Raw genomic sequence first — 18,720 nt, forward strand, 5'->3', positions numbered from 1 at the left:
CGGCAGTGCCGGGGCAGGGGGCGGTGCCGCCGGCTGGCCGGCATCCGGGGCCGGCGGGGCGCCGGGTGCCACCACCTGGTCAGCCGCCTCCTCCGGGGCGGCCAGGAAGCGCCGTGCCACCCGCGGCCGCCGCTCCTCTGGCCGCAAGGCCCGCCCATCCGGCTCGCCCCCGGCCTGGCGGTCCGCCTCCCGGGCCCGGACGACGCGCTCCGCCAGGTCCCGCAGCCGCGCCTCGTCCCCAGGACCCAGTTGCGGCAGGGGCGGCTGCACCACGACCAGCTCGTCCGGGGTGGCGCCGGGCTGGGCGGTGGGGGAGGCCACCGGCCGCAGCCGCCGCCGGGGCACAGGCCGGCCGGCTTTGTCTTCCACCTCCGCCACCGGCACCGCGTCGTTCTTCGGCTGCTCGGCGCTGGCGACCGGATCGGTGACACTGGTGGTGACCGCCAGGACCGGCGGGTTGCCCTCGGCGGGCAGCACCTGGCTGGGCAGGTCCGGCGAGGCCAGAGCGGTCTCCGGCACCGCCACCCAGCTGTCCCAGGACAGATCCCGGTCGCAGTCAAAGGAGTCCACCCGGTAGCCGGAGCCGGGCAGATAGAGCACGTCCGGCGGCAAGGGCGCCCAGGCCACGTAGCCGCCACCCCGGCGCCACCACACCCACCCCGGCCCCCAGGTCTGGCCGGGGACCCACATCCAGCCGTACCAGGAGTCCCACGCCCAGCGGCCGTAGTGGAAGGGCGCCCAGCCCCAGGGCTCGTCCGCCACCCAGACCCAGCCGTAGTCCAGGGTGTGCTCCCAATGGCCCCGGCTGTACGGCCGCCAGCTCCGTCCTACCCCCCGCGGGTACCAGGCCCGGCCGTAGGACCAATGATCCACCCAGGTGCCGTAGGGGGCCAGGGCATCGTGGAAGACATCCAGGCCCACGAAGGCCCCTGGCCCGTACCAGGTGGGACCTTGGTAACCGCCGCTGCCCGCCGGCAGGGACTCGCACCCCGCCAGACCGGCCAGCAGCAGGGCCACGCCCAGCCACCACCTCGCTGTCGCACGCCTTTTCACACCGGCATCCTCGCCAAGTCAGGTCATCCGCGGACCAGCAGGACAACGGTCACAGGATACCCCCGGGCCGGGCAGCACCGCCAGGGGGGGCACGGTGATTCACCTTGGGGACGGTAGGGAATGCGGCTACAATGCCGGCAGGAGGCTTGTGCTGCCATGAAGACGAAGTGCGCCACCCCTTTTGCCCGCTCGCTCCGGAACCGCAAGGAATTCACCCTCACCTTCGAGCTGGTGCCCAGCCGGGGCTCCCGCAGCAAGGAGCAGGCAAGGATCCTGGAGCTGGCCCGCCAAATCGCCGCGGACGGCCGTATCCGGGCGGTGTCTATCACCGAGAACGCCGGTGGCCATCCGGCCCTGTCCCCGGAGGTGCTGGGCATCGAGATCAGGCGTCTGGGGCTCGATGTCATCATCCATGTTTCCTGCAAGGACAAGAATCGCAACCAGATGGAGAGCCTGCTCTTTGCCTGGGACCGGGCGAAACTGCACAACCTGCTGGTCATCACCGGCGACTATCCCAAGGCCGGCTACGAGGGCTTCCCCAAGCCGGTCTTCGACCTCGATTCCGTACAGGCCTTGGACCTCATGGCCCAGATGAACGAGGGACTGGCGGTCTCGGAGGCTGGCCGGCCCGCCCGGCTGCCTGCCACCGCCTTCGTGCGGGGGGTGGCGGTGTCGCCCTTCAAGATGCTGGAGGCCGAGCTGGTGCCCCAGTATGGCAAGCTCCTGCGGAAGGCGGCGGCCGGGGCCGATTATGCCATCACCCAGGTGGGATTCGATGCCCGCAAGCTCCAGGAGGTGCTCCTGTTCATGCGCCAGCACGGCGTGGATCTGCCGATTCTGGGCAATGTCTTTGTCCCCAACCCCAAGGTCATGGAGCTGATGGCCCGGGGCGCCATCCCGGGCTGCGTCATCCCGGACCGCCTGCACCGGGCCATGCTGGCGGAAGCGGCGGCCCCGGACCGGGGCAAAGAGGCAAGGCTCCGGCGCGCGGCCAAGCTCACGGCGGTTCTGCGGGGACTGGGCTACGACGGCGTGCACATCGGCGGGCCGGGGCTCACCTTTCCCGATCTGGCCTTTCTCCTGGACGAGGCCGAGCGGCTGGCGCCCCGGTGGCGGGAGCTGGTGGCGGATCTGCTCTTCTGGCCGGAGGAGGCGTTCTGGTACTACGAGCGGGATCCGGCGGACGGCCTCAACCGGCCGGTGCAGGCCTGCCGCCCCCGGCCCGGGGCGCCGCCGCTGGCCTTCCGCGCCGCCCGCCTGGCCCACGACCTCCTGTTCACCGGCCAGGGCCTCCTGACCGCGCCCATGCGGCGGCTGTGCCTGGGGCTGGCCGAGACCCGGCTGGCCCCCTGGCTGGCCCGCTTCGAGCACGTGGTCAAGCTCCTGGCCTTCGAGTGCCAGAACTGCGGCGACTGCACCCTGGCGGAACTGGCCTTCCTCTGCCCCCAGTCCGGCTGCGCCAAGTACATCCTCAACGGGCCGTGCGGCGGCAGCCGGGACGGCTGGTGCGAGGTGTACCCCGGCCGCAAGCGCTGCCTGTACGTGCGGGTCTATGAACGGTTGAAGACCATCGGCCAGGAGGGCCGGCTGGAGGCGGGCTTCATTCCGCCCCGGGACTGGTCCCTCAACAACAGCTCCAGCTGGGTAAGCTTCTTCGCCGGCCGGGACCATGCGGCCAAGGGGCGAGGGGGGCTGACGGGAAAGGGAAGACGGGATCCTCCTCGGCCGGAGTCACCGTGAGCCGCCAGCAGGCCGGAGAGGGGATCAGGGGATGCTGATGCCGTATCATCGTCCTGTTCCCGGCGGCCGCCAAGCCGGAGCCCTTCCATCAGGCCCGGGCTTGGATCCTCAGCGAGGACAGGGTGACCTGACCCAGCTTCTCGTACATCTCCAGGGCATCGAAGGCGATGCACGGGTGGCTCATGGCGGCCACCTGATCGGGGATGGGCATGCCCATGGCGAGCATGCTGTCCACGTCCACCTGCAGGAGCACCCGGTCCCCGGCCAGGATCACCGAATCGATGAGATAGACGCCCCGGAGCCGCGCCTGCGGCGTCGGGTGATCGTCGTCCGCCGGGTGGAGATCCACGAAACAGGGCAGTCGGCCCTGCTCCATGAGCCGCTGCAGGAGGACGAAGATGGCATCGGCATCGGTATCGGTCTGGACGTGGGGCAGAAGGATGTAGCGCTGGAAGGGCGCGACCATCTCCACCGCGCCGGTCTTGACGATGCGGCGCAGGTGGTCGAGACCGGCCACCGGCTCCGGGCAGGCGTACAGGCTCCAGCCCCGCCGGCCGAAAAGGCTCACCAGGTCCTGGCCCAGGCGGACATGGCCCGCTGACAGGGCGGCAGCCGATGCCAGATGCTGTTCGTGCAGCTGTTCCATGGAAGCGACCTCCCGGGGCGAGAGTCGGGTAAGACAGATAGGGTTCGGTCCTTTTCCAGGCCGTGGCGCATATCGCCCCTGCTAATAGTATCGGCCAGAGGCTGGCCGGACGCCAGGGAAAGTATGAAAAGAAGGTTGCCAATCCCGGACTGTGGGGTATAGTCCCTTTTTTTGGGGTACCGGCGACCTTGGCCAGGCCCGGCGAGGCAGTACGCTTCCTCTGGCCTGGCGGCCGCCGGGGGGACAAGGGGCCGGTCCCCTGCCGGGGGCCGTCATGGGGCTCCAGGAGCAGCGACAATGTCTCGCCATACGAACGGCCGGCCGCGGGAGGAATGCGGCGTCTTCGGGGTCTTCGGCCATCCGGAAGCGGCCAAGCTCACCTACTTCGGCCTGTACTCCCTGCAGCATCGTGGCCAGGAGAGTGCGGGCATGGTCACCAGCGACGGCACCCAGATCCGCCAGCACCGGGCCATGGGGCTGGTCTCCAAGGTCTTCAGCGAGAAGATCCTGGAGGATCTGGCCGGCAATCTGGCCATGGGCCATGTCCGGTATTCCACCACCGGCGCCTCCACCAGCGCCAACGTCCAGCCTCTCTGCGTCACCCACAGCGGCAACACCTTCGCCGTCGCCCACAACGGCAACCTGGTCAATGCCCGGGTGCTCCGGGAGGAGCTGGAGCGGGGGGGCTCCATCTTCCAGACCACCACGGACAGCGAGGTGGTGGTGCATCTCCTTGCCCGGGCCGCGCAGGAGGGCCTGGACCAGGCGATTGCCTCCACCTTCCGGCGGCTGGAAGGGGCCTATTCCATCCTGATCATGACCCGGGACCGGCTGGTGGCGATCCGGGATCCCCAGGGCTTTCGCCCGTTGTGCCTGGGCCTCATCAACGGCGGCGGCTATGTGGTGGCCTCCGAGACCTGCGCCCTGGACCTTACCGAGGCTCAGTACCTGCGGGACGTCGAGCCCGGCGAGGTCCTGGTCATCGACCAGCACGGCCTGCACTCGTCCTTCCCCATGGGTCGCCGCCGGCAGACCTTTTGCATCTTCGAGCTGGTCTATTTTTCGCGGCCGGACAGCCAGATCTTCGGGGTGGATGTCTACCAGGCCCGCAAGCGCATGGGCGCGATCCTGGCCCGGGAGGCGCCGGTGGCCGGCGATTTCGTCATGCCTTTCCCGGACTCCGGGATCTACGCCGCCATCGGCTTCTCCCAGGCCTCCGGCATGCCCTTCGAGCTGGCCATGATCCGCAACCACTACGTGGGGCGGACCTTCATCCAGCCGTCCCAGTCCATGCGGGATTTCGGGGTCCGGGTGAAGCTCAATCCGGTGCGGCCCATGCTCCAGGGCAAGAAGGTGGTGATCGTGGACGACTCCATCATCCGCGGCACCACCAGCCGCAGCCGGGTCCGCTCCTTGCGGGCCGGCGGCGTCGCCGAGGTGCACATGCTCATCAGCTGCCCGCCCACCAAGTATCCGTGCTACTACGGCATCGACTTCGCCAGCCGCGGCGAGCTGGTGGCCTCGGCCAAGACCGTGCCTCAGATCCGTGATTTCCTGGGCCTCGACAGCCTGCACTACCTGAGCCTCGACGGCCTGGTGGAGGCCACCGGCTTGCCCCGGGACCGCTTCTGTCTGGCCTGCTATACCGGCGACTACCCGGTCTCCCCGGACCTGGCCTTCCACAAGCTGATCCTGGACCCCGAGGCCGGCCGCTGAGTCTGCCCATGGCGAGCCCCCGCTGCCAGCAGGCCGTGGAGGTCCTGAAGACCGAGGCCGAGGGCATTCTGGCCCTGGTGGAGCAGGTGGGGCCGGCCTTTGACCGGGCGGTGGAGGCCATGCTCGCCACCAGCGGCCGGGTGGTCATCACCGGCATCGGCAAGTCCGGCATCATCGGCCAGAAGATCGCCGCCACCCTCAACAGCACCGGCACCCCCTCCTTCTTCCTGCACCCGGTGGAGGCCATGCACGGGGATCTGGGCATGGTAGGGGCCACGGATGTCGTTCTCGCCATCTCGTACAGCGGCGAGACCGCCGAGCTCACCCGGCTCCTCGACCCCCTCAAGCGGCGGGGTACCACCATCATCGCCCTCACCGGTCGTGTCGACTCCACCCTGGGCCGCCAGGCCGACATCGTTCTCAGCGCGGCCGTGCCCCGGGAGGCCTGCCCCCTGGGCCTGGCCCCCACGGCCAGCACCACAGCGGCCCTGGCCCTGGGGGATGCCCTGGCCGTGGTGCTCATCAACGAGAAGCGCTTCGAGGCCCGGGACTTCCGCCGTAACCATCCCGGCGGCAGCCTGGGCGAACGGCTCAAGGTCGGGGTGGCCGAGGTGATGCTCACCGGGCCCGCCATCCCCCGGGTGGGTCCCGAGGTGTCTTTGGGGGAGGCCGCCGCCGAGCTCAACCGCAAGAACCTGGGCGCTGTGCTGGTCACCGGCCAGCGGGACAGCGTCCTGGGCATCCTCACCGACGGCGATCTGAGGCGCCTGCTCCTGGGGCAGCCGGCAGGCGGCCTCGACCTTGGCCAGACCCGGGTGGCCGAGGTCATGACCCGCTCCCCCAAGACCATCCAGCAGGATCTCCTGGCCGCCGACGCCGTCAGCCTCATGCAGCGCCACGAGATCACCATCCTGGCGGTCGTGGATGGCCTGGACCGCCTGGCGGGCATCCTCCACCTCCAGGATCTCCTGGGCAAGGGCGAATTCCGCTTCCTGGTCTGAGGCCGGGCTCGGCCTCCCCTCCCATGCGCGACGAGCTTCGCCTCCTTCTGCCCTCCTTCCGGGCCGGGGCGCCCATGATCGCCGCCGGCCTTGCGGCCCTGGTGCTGGTGGACGGCCTGCAGCTGGTGGTGCCCTGGGTGATGAAGCGGGCGGTGGACGAGCTGGCGGCAGGTCAAGCCACCGGGCAGCGGCTGGCCTTCCACGGCCTGGCGGTCATGGCGCTGGCCACCGGCATCGGCCTTTTGCGCTATGTCTGGCGGGTCTGCCTCCTGGGCCACGCCCGCCGGGTGGAGCAGACCCTCCGCGATCAGCTCTTCGCCCATTTCCTGACCCTCTCCCCTGCCTTCTACGACCGGACCTCGGCCGGCGACCTCATGGCCCACACCACGAACGACCTGGAGTCGGTGCGGATGGCGGTGGGCATGGGCATGGTCGCCCTGGTGGATGCCCTCCTGATGGGCACCGCCGCCACGGCCATGATGATCGCCATCAGCCCCACCCTGGCCGCCATCGCCGTCCTGCCCATGCCGGCACTGGTCATCCTGGCCAAGAGCCTGACCCGGCAGCTGCACCGCAGCTATCGCCTGGTCCAGGAGGCCTTTTCCCTCATCACCGAGCGGGTGCGGGAGAGTCTGGCCGGGATCCGGATGGTGCGGGCCTACGGCCTGGAAGGGGCCGAGGTGGAGCGGCTGGCCGCGGTGAGTCTCAGCTCGGTGGCGGCCAACCTGCGCCGGGCCCGGCTCAGCTCCTTCTTCATGCCCCTGGCGAGCTTCTTCAGCCAGCTGTCCACCGCCCTGGTCCTCCTCCTGGGGGGCCGTCTGGTGCTGGCCGGCGGCATCTCCCTGGGGGACTTCGTCGCCTTCACCGGCTATCTCGCCCTCTTGACCTGGCCGATGATGGCGGCCGGCTGGCTCATGAGCCTGTTGCAGCGGGGCTCGGCCTCCCTGGGCCGGCTGCAGGTGCTCCTTTCGACCCGGCCGACCCTGGCCGACCGGCCGGCGGCCGCGCGGGCGTTGCCGGCTGCCGGCCCCGGGGCGATCACCCTGGAGCACGTCAGCTTCGCCTATGCCGGCCGGGAGGCCCTGGCCCTGAACGACCTGTCCATCACCGTGCCGGCGGGTCGAATCACCGCCCTGGTCGGCCGCACCGGCGCCGGCAAGAGCACGGTCTGCCATCTTCTGGCCCGCTTCTACGACCCCACCGCGGGCGCGGTCTTCCTGGATGGCCAGGATCTGCGGGACCTGCCCCTGGCGGCCTTGCGCTCCCGGATCGGCTATGTGCCTCAGGATACGGTGCTGTTCTCCGGTACTGTGCGGGAGAATCTGGCCTTCGGCGATCCGGTGGCGGACGACGATGGCCTCTGGGCGGTCCTGGAGGAGGCCGGGATCCTGGAGGAGGTCCGGCGGCTGCCGGCCGGGCTCGACACCCGGATCGGCGAGCGGGGCATCACCTTGTCCGGCGGCCAGAAGCAGCGGCTGGCCATTGCCCGCGCCCTGCTGACCAAAGCGCCGGTGCTGGTTCTGGACGATGCCCTGTCGGCGGTGGATGCCGAGACCGAGCAGCACATCACCCGCCGGATCCTGGCCCAGGCCCGGGGCCGGACCTTTGTCATCGTCACCCACCGGCCGGCGGCCATCGAGCAGGCGGACCAGATCGTGGTCCTGGACGCTGGCCGCAAGGTCGCCTCCGGCAGCCACGCCGAGCTGGCCGCCTCCTGCCCGCTCTACCGGCAGATCTACCAGGGGGGGCCGCGGCATGTACAGCCCTGATCTCCACGAGGAGGAGGGCTACACCCTACGCGCCCCGGAGTGGCAGCTCCTGGGGCGGCTGTGGCCCTATCTCAAGCCGTCTCTGGCCGCCATGCTCCTGGCCCTGGGCCTGATGCTCGCCTTCACCGGCCTGGAGGTCCTGATCCCCCAGGTGACCCGGGTGGCCATCGACCGCCATCTCGGCCGGGTGGACCGGGAATGGCGGGCCGACCGGCCGGTGCCCCCCGAGCTGGCCGGGGTGGTGGAAGCGCTCCGGCCGGCCCTGGTGCCGCTGCCCGTTCCCGGTCGCTTCCTGCTGCCGGCCGCGGCCCTGACCGCGGTGGGCGCCCCGGAGCGGCAGCGGCTGGAGGCGGCCGGCCTCATCGAGCCCCGCCGCCTCCTGGCCGTGTCCCTGGAGACGGCGGAGGCCCAGGATCTTGCCCGGCGCTACCCCCAGACCCTGTGGCCGATCCCTCAGGGTCTGGCCGGTGAGCTGGACCGCCTGGCGGATCTGCCGGCCGCCGATCGCCTGCGCCTGCGGCAGGACGATCTCCGGGGTCTGGCCCTTCTGGCCGCAGCCTTGACCGGCCTGCTCCTCCTGGCCTTCGGCGCCTCCTTCGGCCAGTCGTATGTGCTGGAGGCGGTGAGCCAGAAGACCATGCACCGGCTGCGGCTGGCCCTTTTTGCCCACCTGGCCGGCCAGGGCATCGCCTTCTTCGACCGCCAGCCCCTGGGCCGCCTGGTCACCCGGGTCACCAACGACATCCAGAACCTCGACCAGCTGTTCACCGCCGTGTTCGTGGCCCTGTTCAAGGATCTTCTCCTGGTGGCCGGCATTCTGATCCTGCTGGCGGCGAAGGATCCGCTGCTGGCCGGCGCCTGCCTGGCCAGCCTGCCGTTCTTCGCCCTGTTCGGCGTCTTCTTCAAGCGCCGCAACCTGGCCATCTTTCGGGTGGTGCGGGCCAAGATCGGCATCATGAACGGCCTGCTCCAGGAGAGCCTGACGGCCATGCGGGTGGTGCAGCTGTTCCGCCAGGAGGCCGCCCTCTTGGACCGCTTCAGCACGGTGAACCGGGAGCACGCCGCTGCCAGCCAGAGCCAGATCGCGGTCAACGCCATCTTCCTGCCCCTGGTGGACTGGGTCACCTACCTGGTGATCGCCCTGGTCCTGTGGCGGGGCGGCCTGGGGGTGCTGGCCGACCAGCTCAGCCTGGGGACGATGGTGGCCTTCATGGCCTACATCCGCATGTTCTACCGGCCGGTGCGGGAGATCGCCGAGAAGGTCAACCTGCTCCAGAGCGGCGCCGCTTCCCTGGAGCGGGTGTTTGCGCTCTTCGATGAGCGGACGGCGCTGCCAGGGGCCGCCGGCCATGAGCCGGTCCCTGGTCGTGGCGGGCTGCGCTTTGCCGGGGTGGGCTTCGGCTACGATCCGGCCCGGCCGGTGCTCGACGACCTGTCCTTTGCCGTGGCCCCCGGGGAGAGGGTGGCCCTGGTGGGCCCCACCGGTGCCGGCAAGACCACGGTAGCCCACCTTCTGGCCCGGTTCTACGATGTCCAGAAGGGGGCGATCCTCCTGGACGGCAGCGACCTCCGGCAGCTGCCGGAGGCGGCCTTGCGCCGCCGCCTCGGCCTGGTGCTCCAGGAGGTTTTTTTGTTTGCCGGCACGGTGCGGGAGAACATTTGTCTGGGCCGGCAGGTGCCGGAGGCGGAGCTTGGCCAGGTGCTGGCCGCGGTGCATGCCGACCGGTTCGTCGCCGCCCTGCCCCAGGGGGTGGATACCGTGCTCCAGCACGGCGGCAGCGACCTGTCGGCCGGCCAGCGCCAGCTTCTGGCCTTTGCCCGCCTCATCCTCCACGATCCCCAGGTGGTGCTCCTGGATGAGGCCACCGCCAACATCGATCCCGAGACCGAGGCCCTGGTCCAGGCGGCCATGGAGCGGATCCTCCGGGGCCGCACCGCCCTGGTCATCGCCCACCGCCTGGCCACGGTGCGGCAGGTGGACCGGATTCTGGTCCTGGACCGGGGCCGGCTGGTGCAGGAGGGCCGCCACGACGAGCTGAAGGCCCGGCCCGGTCTCTACCAGCAGCTGGCCCTTCTCCAGGAAGGTCTGGCGGCCAGCCTGGGTGGCCAGCCGTGACCTGCCTCTACCGGTAGGCATACTTGCGGTGGGCGACCCGTACGACGAGAACCTGGAGCACGCCTTCGTTGATCTCGTAGACGACACGGTACGAGCCGACACGGATGCGGCGAAGGCCCGACAGATCACCCTTGAGGAGCTTGCCGACATGCGGGTTCCCGGCAAGCCCGTCGATGGCCCCCACAATGCGCTCGCGCTCGGGCTTGGGCAGTGCCTCGATCTCTTTGAAAGCGCTGCGCTTAATGTGCAGCGAGTAGGGCACGGCGGGCCTCGTCCCAGTTCACGATCTCGTCCGAGGGATCCCGCAACCTCTCGATAGCGACACTCAGATCGTCGAAATCCTCAAGGTAGCTCTGGATGGCGATGCGGACAATGTCGGCGCGACTCCGGTGCAAGCTCCTGGCGGCCCGGTCCAGGGCAGAGATCACCTCATCTGGCAGGCGGGCGGTGACTTGAGTCATGATTGCCTCCTTCGGAATCCATTGAATGTCATTGACATCGTATGCGGGGCACTGCTGCCAGTCAAGCACAGGTCAGCGCAGCGGGAGAGCTGGGACGTTGGTGTGGGCAGCGCTTGACCGGCCTGACCATGGATGGTACCGTCCTGGCATGTCTCGCCAAGGCCGTTTTGACGCCCCGGAGGCCTTGGCCGCGTCGCTGCCCCTGCCCGCGGGCATCGATTTGGCGGCGGTGGTGGCCTTTGTCCAGGCGCGCCGGCAGGCCGGCGGCGGCTTTGGCGCCACCCCCCGCCTGCCGGCTACGGTCGAGGATACCTTCCAGGCCCTGGCTACCTTTCGGGCCCTGGCCGATCTGGGGGCGCCGGGGGAGCATCTGGCCGCCTGCCGCCAGGATCAGGCGCTCCAGACCTTTCTGGCCAGGATGGCCGGCCACCGGGAGCTGGGCCTGCGCACCATGGCCCAGCTGGTGGCGAGCAGCCGCCTGGCGGCCGCCGACCTGGACCTCGGTTACGCCCAGGCCGCCGCCCGCCGGCAGCTGGGGCAGCAGCCGGGCCTGGAGGCCGTGCATCACGCCTGGCAGATCCTGGGGCCGGAGGGCCTGGGCGAGGCCCTGCAGTCCCTCGGTCCGGCGTGGCTCCAGAGACTGACCCCGTCCCGGCCGACCTGCCGGGGAATGATGCTTCTGGTCGAGGTGGCGGCGGCGGCCGGCGAGGAGCTGCCGGCGGCCAGGACCGGCCGGCTGGCTGCCTGGTTTGCCGCCTGCCAGAGCCCGGATGGCGGCTTCGGCTTTTTTCCCGGCACCACCTCCTTCATCGAGCACAGCCTGTTTTGCCTGCGGGGGTTGAGCCGGCTGGGCGCCCCGGCCCGGGACCCGGACGCCGCCGTCCGCTTCCTGGCCAGCTGCCAGACCCGGGCCGGCGGCTTCGGCCGGCGGGCCAATGCCGCCCCCTTCCTGGACGCCACCGCCCATGGCCTGGCGGCCCTCGCCGCCTTGTGCGGCGCCAGTCCGCCGCCCGTTTTGCCGGTCTGACCTGCCCGCCTGCGCCCAGATTCTGCGAACCTTTTGCGCCGGCCGGGTGTCTTACCGAGAGTTTGCCGTCCTCTGCCACCATCTTCCGGAGGTTGTCATGCGCAAGACCGTCTTCCTCGTCCTGCTTTTCGCCGGCGTGCTCAGCGCCGCCGCATTCCTTCCCCGCCCCAGGAACGAGGCGGGGCCGGCCCCTGCCACCGCCGCGGCCCCCGCCTATCAGGCCATCTCCCCCAGCCGGGCCCAGAAGCTCATGAAGGAGCGGCCGGACCTGCTCCTCGTGGACGTCCGCGGCCCGGACGAGCTGGGGGAGGGCATGATCGCCGGCTCGGTCTCCATGCCCTTCATGGACCTGGCCCGGGGCAAGACGGAGATCCCCAAGGGCCGGCCGGTGCTGCTCATCTGCGCGGTGGGGGGCCGCAGCCTGGCGGTGGGCAAGTACCTGGCCGCCAGCGGCTATCCCGAGGTCTACAACCTGGAGGGCGGCATCAAGGCCTGGAAGCAGGCCGGGCTGCCTGTGGCGCGGTGAGGCCATGGCGGACCTCGATCCCTCCTCGCCGGTGGCGGCGATCCGCAGCCACTGCCGGGACTGCCGCCTCTGCCAGCGGGAGTGCGCCTTTCTGGCCCGCTACGGCACCCCCCGGCAGATCGCCGATACCGCGGCCGGGCCGGGCGGTGCCCCGCCGGAGCTGCCCTTCCAGTGCAGCCTCTGCGGCCTGTGCCGGGCGGTCTGTCCCCTGGGCCTGGATCCTGCCGCCATGTTCCTGTTCATGCGTCAAGAGGCAGCCGGCCGTGGCTATTCCCTGGCCCGTTACCGCCGGCTCCTGGCCTACGAGCGCCGGGGGCTGTCCCGTTCTCTGAGCTACACCGGGCTCCCCGCCGGCTGCGACACCGTCTTCTTCCCCGGTTGCAGCCTGGCGGGCAGCCGCGCCCATCAGGTTCTCCACCTCTTCCAGCGCCTCCAGGCCTGGCACCCCCGGCTGGGGGTGGTGCTGGACTGCTGCACCAAGCCTTCCCACGACCTGGGCCGCCAGCGCTATTTCCAGGCCATGTTCGGCGAGCTGCGGGACTTTCTGGTGGCGAGCGGCGTGCGGCAGGTGCTGGTCTCCTGCCCCAGCTGCCTGGCGGTCTTTCGCAGCCACGGCACCCCGCTGCAGGTGCGGACCGTGTACGAGGAGCTGGCCGCCGGCCGCTCCTTCGCCCAGCAGCCCTTGTCGGGAACGGTCACCATCCAGGACTCCTGCGTGGCCCGCTTCGAGCCCGGAGTTCAGGCGGCGGCCCGCCACCTGGTGGAGGGCCTGGGGCTGACGGTGGCGGAGGGCCGCCACACCGGAGAACGTACCGTTTGCTGCGGCGAAGGGGGCGGGGTGGGCTGCGTCGCGCCAGCCCTGGCCGGCAGCTGGCCGGCCAAGCGGCGGCAGGAGGCAGAGGGCCGGAAGGTGGTGGCCTACTGCGCCGGCTGTGAGCAGTCCCTGCGCGGCGCCGTGGACGTCTGCCACCTGGTGGACCTGATGCTTGACCCCCAGGCGGCCATGGCCGGCAAGACCCGGGTCTGGCGGGCACCGTGGACCTACCTCAACCGCTATCTCCTGAAGAAACGCCTGGAACGGCTGCTGCCGGTGGCGGTCTTCCGGGAGGGGCGGGCGCAGGGCGCTCAGCAGGGGGCCGGTTGCAGATAGGCCGCCAGGGCCATGGCCAGGGGCCGGCGCTGGCAGCGCAGGGAGCGGGCCAGGAGCTCCCGGGCCGCCCGGCGGTCGCCGGCAGCCAGGCGCTGGATCCCAGCCGCCTCCAGCCGCCTGGCCTCTTCCTCCAGCCGGAGAAGGGGGGTCAGATCAGCGCCGCACCGGGGACAGAGGGCCCCCTGACGGCGGGCCCGGCACGCAGGGCAGCGCTCCATGCCTGCCTCCTACTGCTCCAGGAAGTAGAGGATATCGGCCAGCTCCTCGGTGGCCTTGCGCAAGCGCTCGGCATCCTCGGTGGCCAGGGCGTCCCGGACCTCTTCGATGAGGTTGACCAGGTCCTCCCGGTCCTCGGCGCTGGCCTGATCCAGCATCCGCTCTGCCTTTTCGGCCAGGGCCCGGGCCTGGACGACCCGGTGCTGGCGCTCGCCCTGCTCCTGCCGGCCGCCCGCCGCGGCCGGCCCCGCCTCGCCGCCGAACAGGGCCTGCACCCGGTCCTTGGCCGCCGCCATCTCGCCTTCTTCGAAGCGGGAGATGGCGTTGTCCACGACGATGGCCCGCTCCAGACCGGTGTGCTTCTCCAGGGCCGCGACATGGAGCAGGCCGTCGGTGTCCAGCTGCAGCCGCAGCACGATGGGACTGCCCGCGGGGGCCCTGGAGTCCAGACCTGTCACCGTGAAGGCACCGATTTCGATGTTCTCCAGGGCATGGGTCCGCTCCCCCTGGTAGATCCTGACGTCCACCGCCTTCTGGCCCGGATGCATGGTGTAGAAGACCTCGCTGCGGGTGACGGGAATCGGGCTGTTCTTGCGGATGATGGGCACATAGACGTCCAGGCTCGGCATGCCGTCCAGCATGCCCACGGCGCTGGTGCCAAAGGTGTACGGGGTGATGTCCACCAGGACCGCGCTCACCGGACCGCCGCCCATCATCGCCCCCTGGATGGCCGCGCCCATGGCCACGCAGAGGTCGGCGTCGATCTCGCCCCGGGGCTGGCGAGCAAACTCCTCCTCCAGCCGCCGGCGTACCAGGGGGGTGCGGGTGGAGCCGCCCACCAGCAGCACCTCGTCGATGTCCCGCACGGTCAGGCCGGCACTGCGCAGGGCCACGTGCACCGCCTCCAGGGTCTCATCGATGAAGGAGGCAATCATCTCCTCGTACTCGTCCCGGGCGACCTCCAGGGACAGGTGCACCGGCCGGCCTTCCTTTTCCAGCAGGTACTCCTCGCGGATCACCGCAAAGGGCTGATCCGAAAGCCGGCACTTGGCCTCCTCGGCGGCGCGGGCGATCCGGGCCATGGCCTGGCGGGAGGAGCGGGCATCGATGCCGTGCTCTTCCTGGAGGAAGGCCACCACATGGTCCACGAGCTTGTCGTCGAAATCATCGCCGCCCAGATGGTTGTTGCCATGGGAGGCCACCACCTCCACCACCTCCGCCTCCATGCGCACCACCGAGACATCGAAGGTGCCGCCACCGAGATCGTAGACCAGGATCCGCCGGGCCCCCTTCTGGCCCACCTCATAGGAGAGGGCTGCCGCGGTGGGCTCGTTGATGATGCGCACCACCTCGAGGCCGGCGATCTCCCCGGCCTCCCGGGTGGCCTGGCGCTGGGCGTCGTTGAAATAGGCCGGTACGGTGATCACCGCCTTCCCAACCCCATGCCCCAGATACTCCTCGGCCATGGCCTTGAGATGGCGGAGGATGAGGGCGGAGATCTCCTGGGGTGAGGCCTGGTGGTCCCCGAAGGCGACGGTGGTGCTTTCGCCCATCCGGCGCTTGATGGAGCGCACCGTCCGCTCCGGGTACAGCACGAGCTGGTTGCGTGCCGGCCGGCCTACCAGGATGCCGCCATGGTCGTCGAGGCTGACCACGGACGGAACCAGCCGCTCCGGTCCTTCGCCGATGACGGTCACCCGACCCTTTTCCACGACGGCCACTTCGGAATTGGTGGTGCCCAGGTCGATGCCGATGATGGTCTCGCTCATGAAGTCGCCTCGTTTGGGAATACGCTGTCCCCGGGGGCAGGGGGAAAGGGATGGACAGGCGGTCCGGGGCTCATGGCTTGGCCGCGGTCTCAGGTTCCGCGGTGGCCCGATTGACCTGCACCTCCGCGGCCCGCAGCAGGGCATCGCCCCAGAGGAAGCCGCGGCGCAGCTCGGCCACCACCACCCCGTCCGGCAGGTCCGGCCGGGCGCAGGTCTCGGTGACCCGCATGGTGTGAGGATCCAGAGGCAGGCCAGCGGCGGGAAGGGGGCGGACCCCCTGCTCGTGGAGCAGATCCTCCAGGCGCCGGAGGGTCAGGGCCTGGCCCTCCCGGATGGCCTCCTGGAGGGCCTGATCCCGGCGGCAGCCCAGGCCGAGCCAGCGGCGGCGGGGGCTGGACTTGGCGGCGGCCGCAAGCCCTGCCTGCAGCCGGTCATAAAGGTCCAAGAGCTGTACGAGCAGCGGCCGCAGGAGCTCCCGCTCCCGCTTCTTCTCATCGGCCCGGCGCCGGTCCAGCTCGGCAGCCAAGGTAACATGGCCGGCCTGCAGGGTGGCCAGAAGATCCCGGAACTGGTCCAGGGCCTCCCGGAACTGCCGGGCCTCGGTCTTGACCTCGGTCTTGAGGGCCACCAGCTGGGCCATGAGGGAGTAGTCGTCCTCCTGGCCGGCGGCCGGTGGCGCCGGTGGGGGAGCCTCGTCCAGGAAGGCGGCGAAGGAGGCCAGGAGCGCCTCTTTTTCCCGGTCGTTCATGGGCTCAGGCCTCCGGGTTCGGCAGCACGGCCAGGGCCGCCAGGACCTTCAGGAGCTGCGCCTCCCCGGGCCGCCGGGGTGCCGGCTTCGCCTGGCGCATGAGCGGCAGGGCGATCTCCGCCAGGCCCGGCAGCTCGGTGCAGAACAGGGCATGGTGCAGGCGCTCCCGCTGGCTGCGGATCAGCTCAAAGGCGGCCCGGGTCTCCTGAAACTCTGCCGGTGCCCGGTCAGGCGGGTATTGCCGCACCCGGCGCAGATAGGCCTCCTGTACGGCGTCATCGCCGGCGTCCTCGGGGACGTCCAGAAGCAGGTAGGGATCGATCATCAGAACGGGCACTCGTCGTCGTCAAAGAGGCGGGGCGGCTTGGGGGCCTGGCCCCGGGGCTTCTTCCTTTCCGGAGGCGGGAGCGGCAGGAGGTCGGGGAAGAAGTCATTCTCGTCGTCATCGTCCATCTCAAGGAGCATCTCCAGCTGGTGCATCTGGTAATCGAGCTGTCCCAGCCACTGGGTGATCAGCTCGGCACAGGGCCAGTCGCTGGCCGATATGGCGTCGGCTCGGGCCTCCAGGAGCCGGTCGATCTCCCGCATGCCGGCTTCCTTCCGGAAGCGCTTGCTGTTGCCCCGGTACCGGCAGAGGCTTTCGAAGTAGACCAGGATGGGCGCCTCCGGCTGGCTTTGCCTGGCCCTGTCCACCAGGGCCGCCAGGGCCCGGAAGCACTGGCAGGCCGCGAGAGTCTGGCACAGCTGCTGCTGCTCTTCGGGGGAGAAGGGCAGCTCCGCCGCCGCTGTCAGCCGCTCCTCCAGCTGGGCCATTCCCCAGGCCAGATGGGGCGCGGCCAGGGTCTCGTAAAGACGGATCAGCGGCAGAGCATCCAGGACGGTCTGCCGGTCCCAGGGGCGGCCGAAACTGGCCAGCAAGCGGCGGTGCATCTTGATGAGCCGCGGTCTGGTGACGCCCATGTCCCGCCCCGTCACCAGCGTCCGGAGGTCCGCGGCCATGCCGCCGCCCCGCAGCTGATAGCCCCGGGCCATGAGGTCCCAGGCCTCCTGGTCATGGCCCTGCACCAGCTCCAGCAGGCCCTGGGTCAGGATGACCGTGCCGTGGAAGGCGTCGGTCCGGGCCTCCCTGAGGGCATGTGCCAACCCCTTGGCCGCCAGCTGTGGCTTGCCGGCCGCCGCCTGCTTGACGGCCTGGGCCAGGAGGGAGTTGATGAGCACGCCCCGCGCCTCCTGGTTGAGGGGATCCCGGGCCAAGGCATCGGCGGCATAGCCAGCGGCCTTCCTGCAGGCGCCCCGGCGCAAAGCCAAGCCCGCGGCGGCCAGACGGATCTCGCCGTCCTCGGGCAGATGCCGGATGGCGCGCTCCAGCCAGCGGTTGGCCTCCCGGAGGTCGTTGGCGGCAACACAATTCGCGATGACCGTCTGGTACGTCTTCTTGTCCAGGGGATCGAAGGCCAGGCTCTCCACCCGGTAGTCGAAGGCCCGTTCCCGGCCGCCAACCGGATCGGTGTCCGCATGGTCGGCCAAGTGGCGCAGGATCATGGCGGCCGCAAGGGGCTGCCAGGAATGGTCAGCCTCCTCGGTCACCGCCGCGAGCACCTCCTGCCAGGCCTCCTCCAGGGCGTCCGGCGCCGCATGCCGGTCCAGCTCCAGGGCCAGGGCCTGCACCCGGAGCTCGAGCAGGGGATCGAGTCCACCCTGCTGCTTGCGCACCATGGCCAGGCCAGCCGGATCGTGGGCAAGGATCCTCCGGAGGAGCCGCCGGCCGAGGTCCGGTCCCAGGACCTCGCCGTGGCTCAGCACCAGCTTCAGCAGCTCCCGGGGGGAAGGCGGGAGGCCCTGCAGGCGGATAAGACCCTGCAGGCACGGCCACGTGGCCGGCGGCAGGCCCCACAGGCCGGCCACCACCTCCTGCGCCTCCCCGGGGATGGCCGCCAGCCCGGCGAGACGCGCCGCCACCGGTTGCTCCTGGGCCGCCACCAGCTGGGCCAGACGGCCGAAGGCGCTCGGCGATGCCAGCCCGGCCAGGGCCTGCACGCCGGCGGACCGGTCCTCCTCCAGGCGCTGCAGCCCGCTGAGGAGCTGCCGGAGGTCCCGGTACGGCGAGCGGAAGGGGATGGCGGCGAGGCTGGCGGCCAGGGCTGCCTGATCCCCGGCACAGTAAGCGGCCAGGGCCGCCCGCGCCGGGGGCAGGTGCTGGAGCAGGAGATGGCCGGCGGGCAGCTCCCGGACTACTGCCCCGTTGCCGGCCAGCACCTGCACCGCCAGGAAGCCGGTGACCGCCCGGCCAGCGGGGCTGCCGAGGTAGCCGTTGTCCTGCCGGAGGTAGGCCTTGATGGCACGCTGCGGCTGGCCGGCCTGCAGCAGCCAGACGATCAGGCGCTCCTGGCCATCCTCGCGGCCGCACTGCTCGCGCCGGGTTTCCCACAGGGCTGCGGCCTCCCGGTACAGGCCCTTGTGCGCCAGCTGCTCCGAGCGGCTCAGGTAGAGCTCGGCCAGGGTATCCCGGGAGATCCCGGGGGCAGCGGCCTGCAGGAGCTGTTTGCAGCAGTCGATGGCCTCTCGGAGCCGGCCGGCCGCCTGATGCCGGGACAACGCCTCCCGCAGCTCCTCTCCCGGAGGGAGGGACTGCCCAGCCGGCGGGCGGCGTTTTTCAGTCCTGGTGACTTTCTTTCTGCTCATGCTGGCGGTGTGATGGAGGACCAGAGGGAATGGAAGTGGACACGGGATACCAGGAACGGCCCGTCTTGTCAAACACTCACCCTGGGAGCTCAGAAGGAAG

The 18,720-nt window shown here is 70.5% G+C and carries 17 protein-coding genes; 8 read left to right on the forward strand and 9 right to left on the reverse strand.

From position 1 onward, the window contains the following. A partial coding sequence (locus AB1634_04785) for a DUF6600 domain-containing protein (protein ID MEW6218837.1) occupies positions 1 to 1,053 on the reverse strand: 1,053 nt, incomplete at its 3' end. 156 nt (positions 1,054 to 1,209) lie between these two features. Between AB1634_04785 and AB1634_04790 the strand changes: the two genes are divergently transcribed. Further along, a complete protein-coding gene (locus AB1634_04790) occupies positions 1,210 to 2,793 on the forward strand; it encodes a methylenetetrahydrofolate reductase C-terminal domain-containing protein (GenBank protein ID MEW6218838.1) in 1,584 nt (527 codons plus the stop codon). An 88-nt stretch (positions 2,794 to 2,881) separates the two neighbouring features. On the opposite strand, the gene AB1634_04795 is transcribed toward AB1634_04790, so the two are convergent. After that, complete coding sequence (locus AB1634_04795) at positions 2,882 to 3,439, reverse strand: hypothetical protein (GenBank protein ID MEW6218839.1); 558 nt, start codon at positions 3,437 to 3,439, stop codon at positions 2,882 to 2,884. Between the two features lie 297 nt (positions 3,440 to 3,736). On the opposite strand from AB1634_04795, the gene purF reads away from it, so the two are divergent. The 4 genes from purF to AB1634_04815 are packed head-to-tail and all read left to right on the forward strand — an operon-like array spanning position 3,737 to position 10,041. Beyond that, entirely contained in the window at positions 3,737 to 5,155 is a 1,419-nt protein-coding gene (gene purF / locus AB1634_04800; protein MEW6218840.1) for an amidophosphoribosyltransferase, read from the forward strand. 8 nt (positions 5,156 to 5,163) lie between these two features. Then, positions 5,164 to 6,156, forward strand: a complete 993-nt coding sequence (locus tag AB1634_04805; GenBank protein ID MEW6218841.1) for a KpsF/GutQ family sugar-phosphate isomerase — start codon at positions 5,164 to 5,166, stop codon at positions 6,154 to 6,156. Positions 6,157 to 6,179: 23 nt separating this feature from the next. Then, positions 6,180 to 7,925: an ABC transporter ATP-binding protein gene (locus tag AB1634_04810; protein MEW6218842.1), complete on the forward strand. Its 1,746-nt coding sequence runs from the start codon at positions 6,180 to 6,182 to the stop codon at positions 7,923 to 7,925. After that, positions 7,912 to 10,041, forward strand: a complete 2,130-nt coding sequence (locus AB1634_04815) for an ABC transporter ATP-binding protein (protein MEW6218843.1) — start codon at positions 7,912 to 7,914, stop codon at positions 10,039 to 10,041. The genes AB1634_04810 and AB1634_04815 overlap by 14 nt, the downstream gene beginning before the upstream one ends. 7 nt (positions 10,042 to 10,048) lie before the next feature. Here AB1634_04815 and AB1634_04820 read toward each other — a convergent pair whose 3' ends face one another. Further along, on the reverse strand, positions 10,049 to 10,303 hold the full coding sequence (locus AB1634_04820; protein ID MEW6218844.1) for a type II toxin-antitoxin system RelE/ParE family toxin: 255 nt from the start codon (positions 10,301 to 10,303) through the stop codon (positions 10,049 to 10,051). Beyond that, on the reverse strand, positions 10,281 to 10,502 hold the full coding sequence (locus tag AB1634_04825) for a ribbon-helix-helix protein, CopG family (GenBank protein MEW6218845.1): 222 nt from the start codon (positions 10,500 to 10,502) through the stop codon (positions 10,281 to 10,283). Before AB1634_04825 ends, AB1634_04820 begins: the two co-directional genes overlap by 23 nt. A 148-nt stretch (positions 10,503 to 10,650) precedes the next feature. On the opposite strand from AB1634_04825, the gene AB1634_04830 reads away from it, so the two are divergent. From AB1634_04830 to AB1634_04840, 3 genes are all read left to right on the forward strand, one after another. Next, positions 10,651 to 11,529 (forward strand): prenyltransferase/squalene oxidase repeat-containing protein, encoded by an 879-nt coding sequence (locus tag AB1634_04830; GenBank protein MEW6218846.1) that lies wholly within the window; start codon positions 10,651 to 10,653, stop codon positions 11,527 to 11,529. A 97-nt stretch (positions 11,530 to 11,626) separates the two neighbouring features. Beyond that, positions 11,627 to 12,055, forward strand: coding sequence for a rhodanese-like domain-containing protein (locus AB1634_04835; GenBank protein MEW6218847.1), 429 nt, complete (start codon positions 11,627 to 11,629; stop codon positions 12,053 to 12,055). A 4-nt stretch (positions 12,056 to 12,059) separates the two neighbouring features. Then, complete coding sequence (locus AB1634_04840; GenBank protein ID MEW6218848.1) at positions 12,060 to 13,205, forward strand: heterodisulfide reductase-related iron-sulfur binding cluster; 1,146 nt, start codon at positions 12,060 to 12,062, stop codon at positions 13,203 to 13,205. On the opposite strand, the gene AB1634_04845 is transcribed toward AB1634_04840, so the two are convergent. The 5 genes from AB1634_04845 to AB1634_04865 form a co-directional block, all read right to left on the reverse strand. Beyond that, a complete protein-coding gene (locus AB1634_04845; GenBank protein MEW6218849.1) occupies positions 13,181 to 13,423 on the reverse strand; it encodes a hypothetical protein in 243 nt (80 codons plus the stop codon). The genes AB1634_04840 and AB1634_04845 overlap by 25 nt on opposite strands. 9 nt (positions 13,424 to 13,432) lie before the next feature. Continuing rightward, positions 13,433 to 15,190, reverse strand: a complete 1,758-nt coding sequence (locus AB1634_04850; GenBank protein ID MEW6218850.1) for an Hsp70 family protein — start codon at positions 15,188 to 15,190, stop codon at positions 13,433 to 13,435. Between the two features lie 70 nt (positions 15,191 to 15,260). After that, on the reverse strand, positions 15,261 to 15,938 hold the full coding sequence (gene grpE, locus AB1634_04855) for a nucleotide exchange factor GrpE (protein ID MEW6218851.1): 678 nt from the start codon (positions 15,936 to 15,938) through the stop codon (positions 15,261 to 15,263). A gap of 4 nt (positions 15,939 to 15,942) precedes the next feature. After that, complete coding sequence (locus AB1634_04860) at positions 15,943 to 16,263, reverse strand: J domain-containing protein (protein MEW6218852.1); 321 nt, start codon at positions 16,261 to 16,263, stop codon at positions 15,943 to 15,945. Further along, positions 16,263 to 18,620, reverse strand: a complete 2,358-nt coding sequence (locus AB1634_04865; GenBank protein ID MEW6218853.1) for a hypothetical protein — start codon at positions 18,618 to 18,620, stop codon at positions 16,263 to 16,265. The genes AB1634_04860 and AB1634_04865 overlap by 1 nt, the downstream gene beginning before the upstream one ends. Positions 18,621 to 18,720: the final 100 nt, after the last annotated feature.

The sequence above is a fragment of the Thermodesulfobacteriota bacterium genome (assembly GCA_040755095.1).
Lineage (GTDB): Bacteria > Desulfobacterota > Desulfobulbia > Desulfobulbales > JBFMBH01 > JBFMBH01.

Coding starts and splice junctions, on each gene's coding strand:
- AB1634_04810 (MEW6218842.1), top strand. CDS start 6,180: ATGCGCGACGAGCTTCGCCTCCTTCTGCCCTCCTTCCGGGCCGGGGCG.
- AB1634_04790 (MEW6218838.1), top strand. CDS start 1,210: ATGAAGACGAAGTGCGCCACCCCTTTTGCCCGCTCGCTCCGGAACCGC.
- AB1634_04825 (MEW6218845.1), bottom strand. CDS start 10,502: ATGACTCAAGTCACCGCCCGCCTGCCAGATGAGGTGATCTCTGCCCTG.
- AB1634_04850 (MEW6218850.1), bottom strand. CDS start 15,190: ATGAGCGAGACCATCATCGGCATCGACCTGGGCACCACCAATTCCGAA.
- AB1634_04865 (MEW6218853.1), bottom strand. CDS start 18,620: ATGAGCAGAAAGAAAGTCACCAGGACTGAAAAACGCCGCCCGCCGGCT.
- AB1634_04795 (MEW6218839.1), bottom strand. CDS start 3,439: ATGGAACAGCTGCACGAACAGCATCTGGCATCGGCTGCCGCCCTGTCA.
- purF (MEW6218840.1), top strand. CDS start 3,737: ATGTCTCGCCATACGAACGGCCGGCCGCGGGAGGAATGCGGCGTCTTC.
- AB1634_04840 (MEW6218848.1), top strand. CDS start 12,060: ATGGCGGACCTCGATCCCTCCTCGCCGGTGGCGGCGATCCGCAGCCAC.
- AB1634_04845 (MEW6218849.1), bottom strand. CDS start 13,423: ATGGAGCGCTGCCCTGCGTGCCGGGCCCGCCGTCAGGGGGCCCTCTGT.
- AB1634_04815 (MEW6218843.1), top strand. CDS start 7,912: ATGTACAGCCCTGATCTCCACGAGGAGGAGGGCTACACCCTACGCGCC.
- AB1634_04805 (MEW6218841.1), top strand. CDS start 5,164: ATGGCGAGCCCCCGCTGCCAGCAGGCCGTGGAGGTCCTGAAGACCGAG.
- AB1634_04830 (MEW6218846.1), top strand. CDS start 10,651: ATGTCTCGCCAAGGCCGTTTTGACGCCCCGGAGGCCTTGGCCGCGTCG.
- AB1634_04860 (MEW6218852.1), bottom strand. CDS start 16,263: ATGATCGATCCCTACCTGCTTCTGGACGTCCCCGAGGACGCCGGCGAT.
- grpE (MEW6218851.1), bottom strand. CDS start 15,938: ATGAACGACCGGGAAAAAGAGGCGCTCCTGGCCTCCTTCGCCGCCTTC.
- AB1634_04835 (MEW6218847.1), top strand. CDS start 11,627: ATGCGCAAGACCGTCTTCCTCGTCCTGCTTTTCGCCGGCGTGCTCAGC.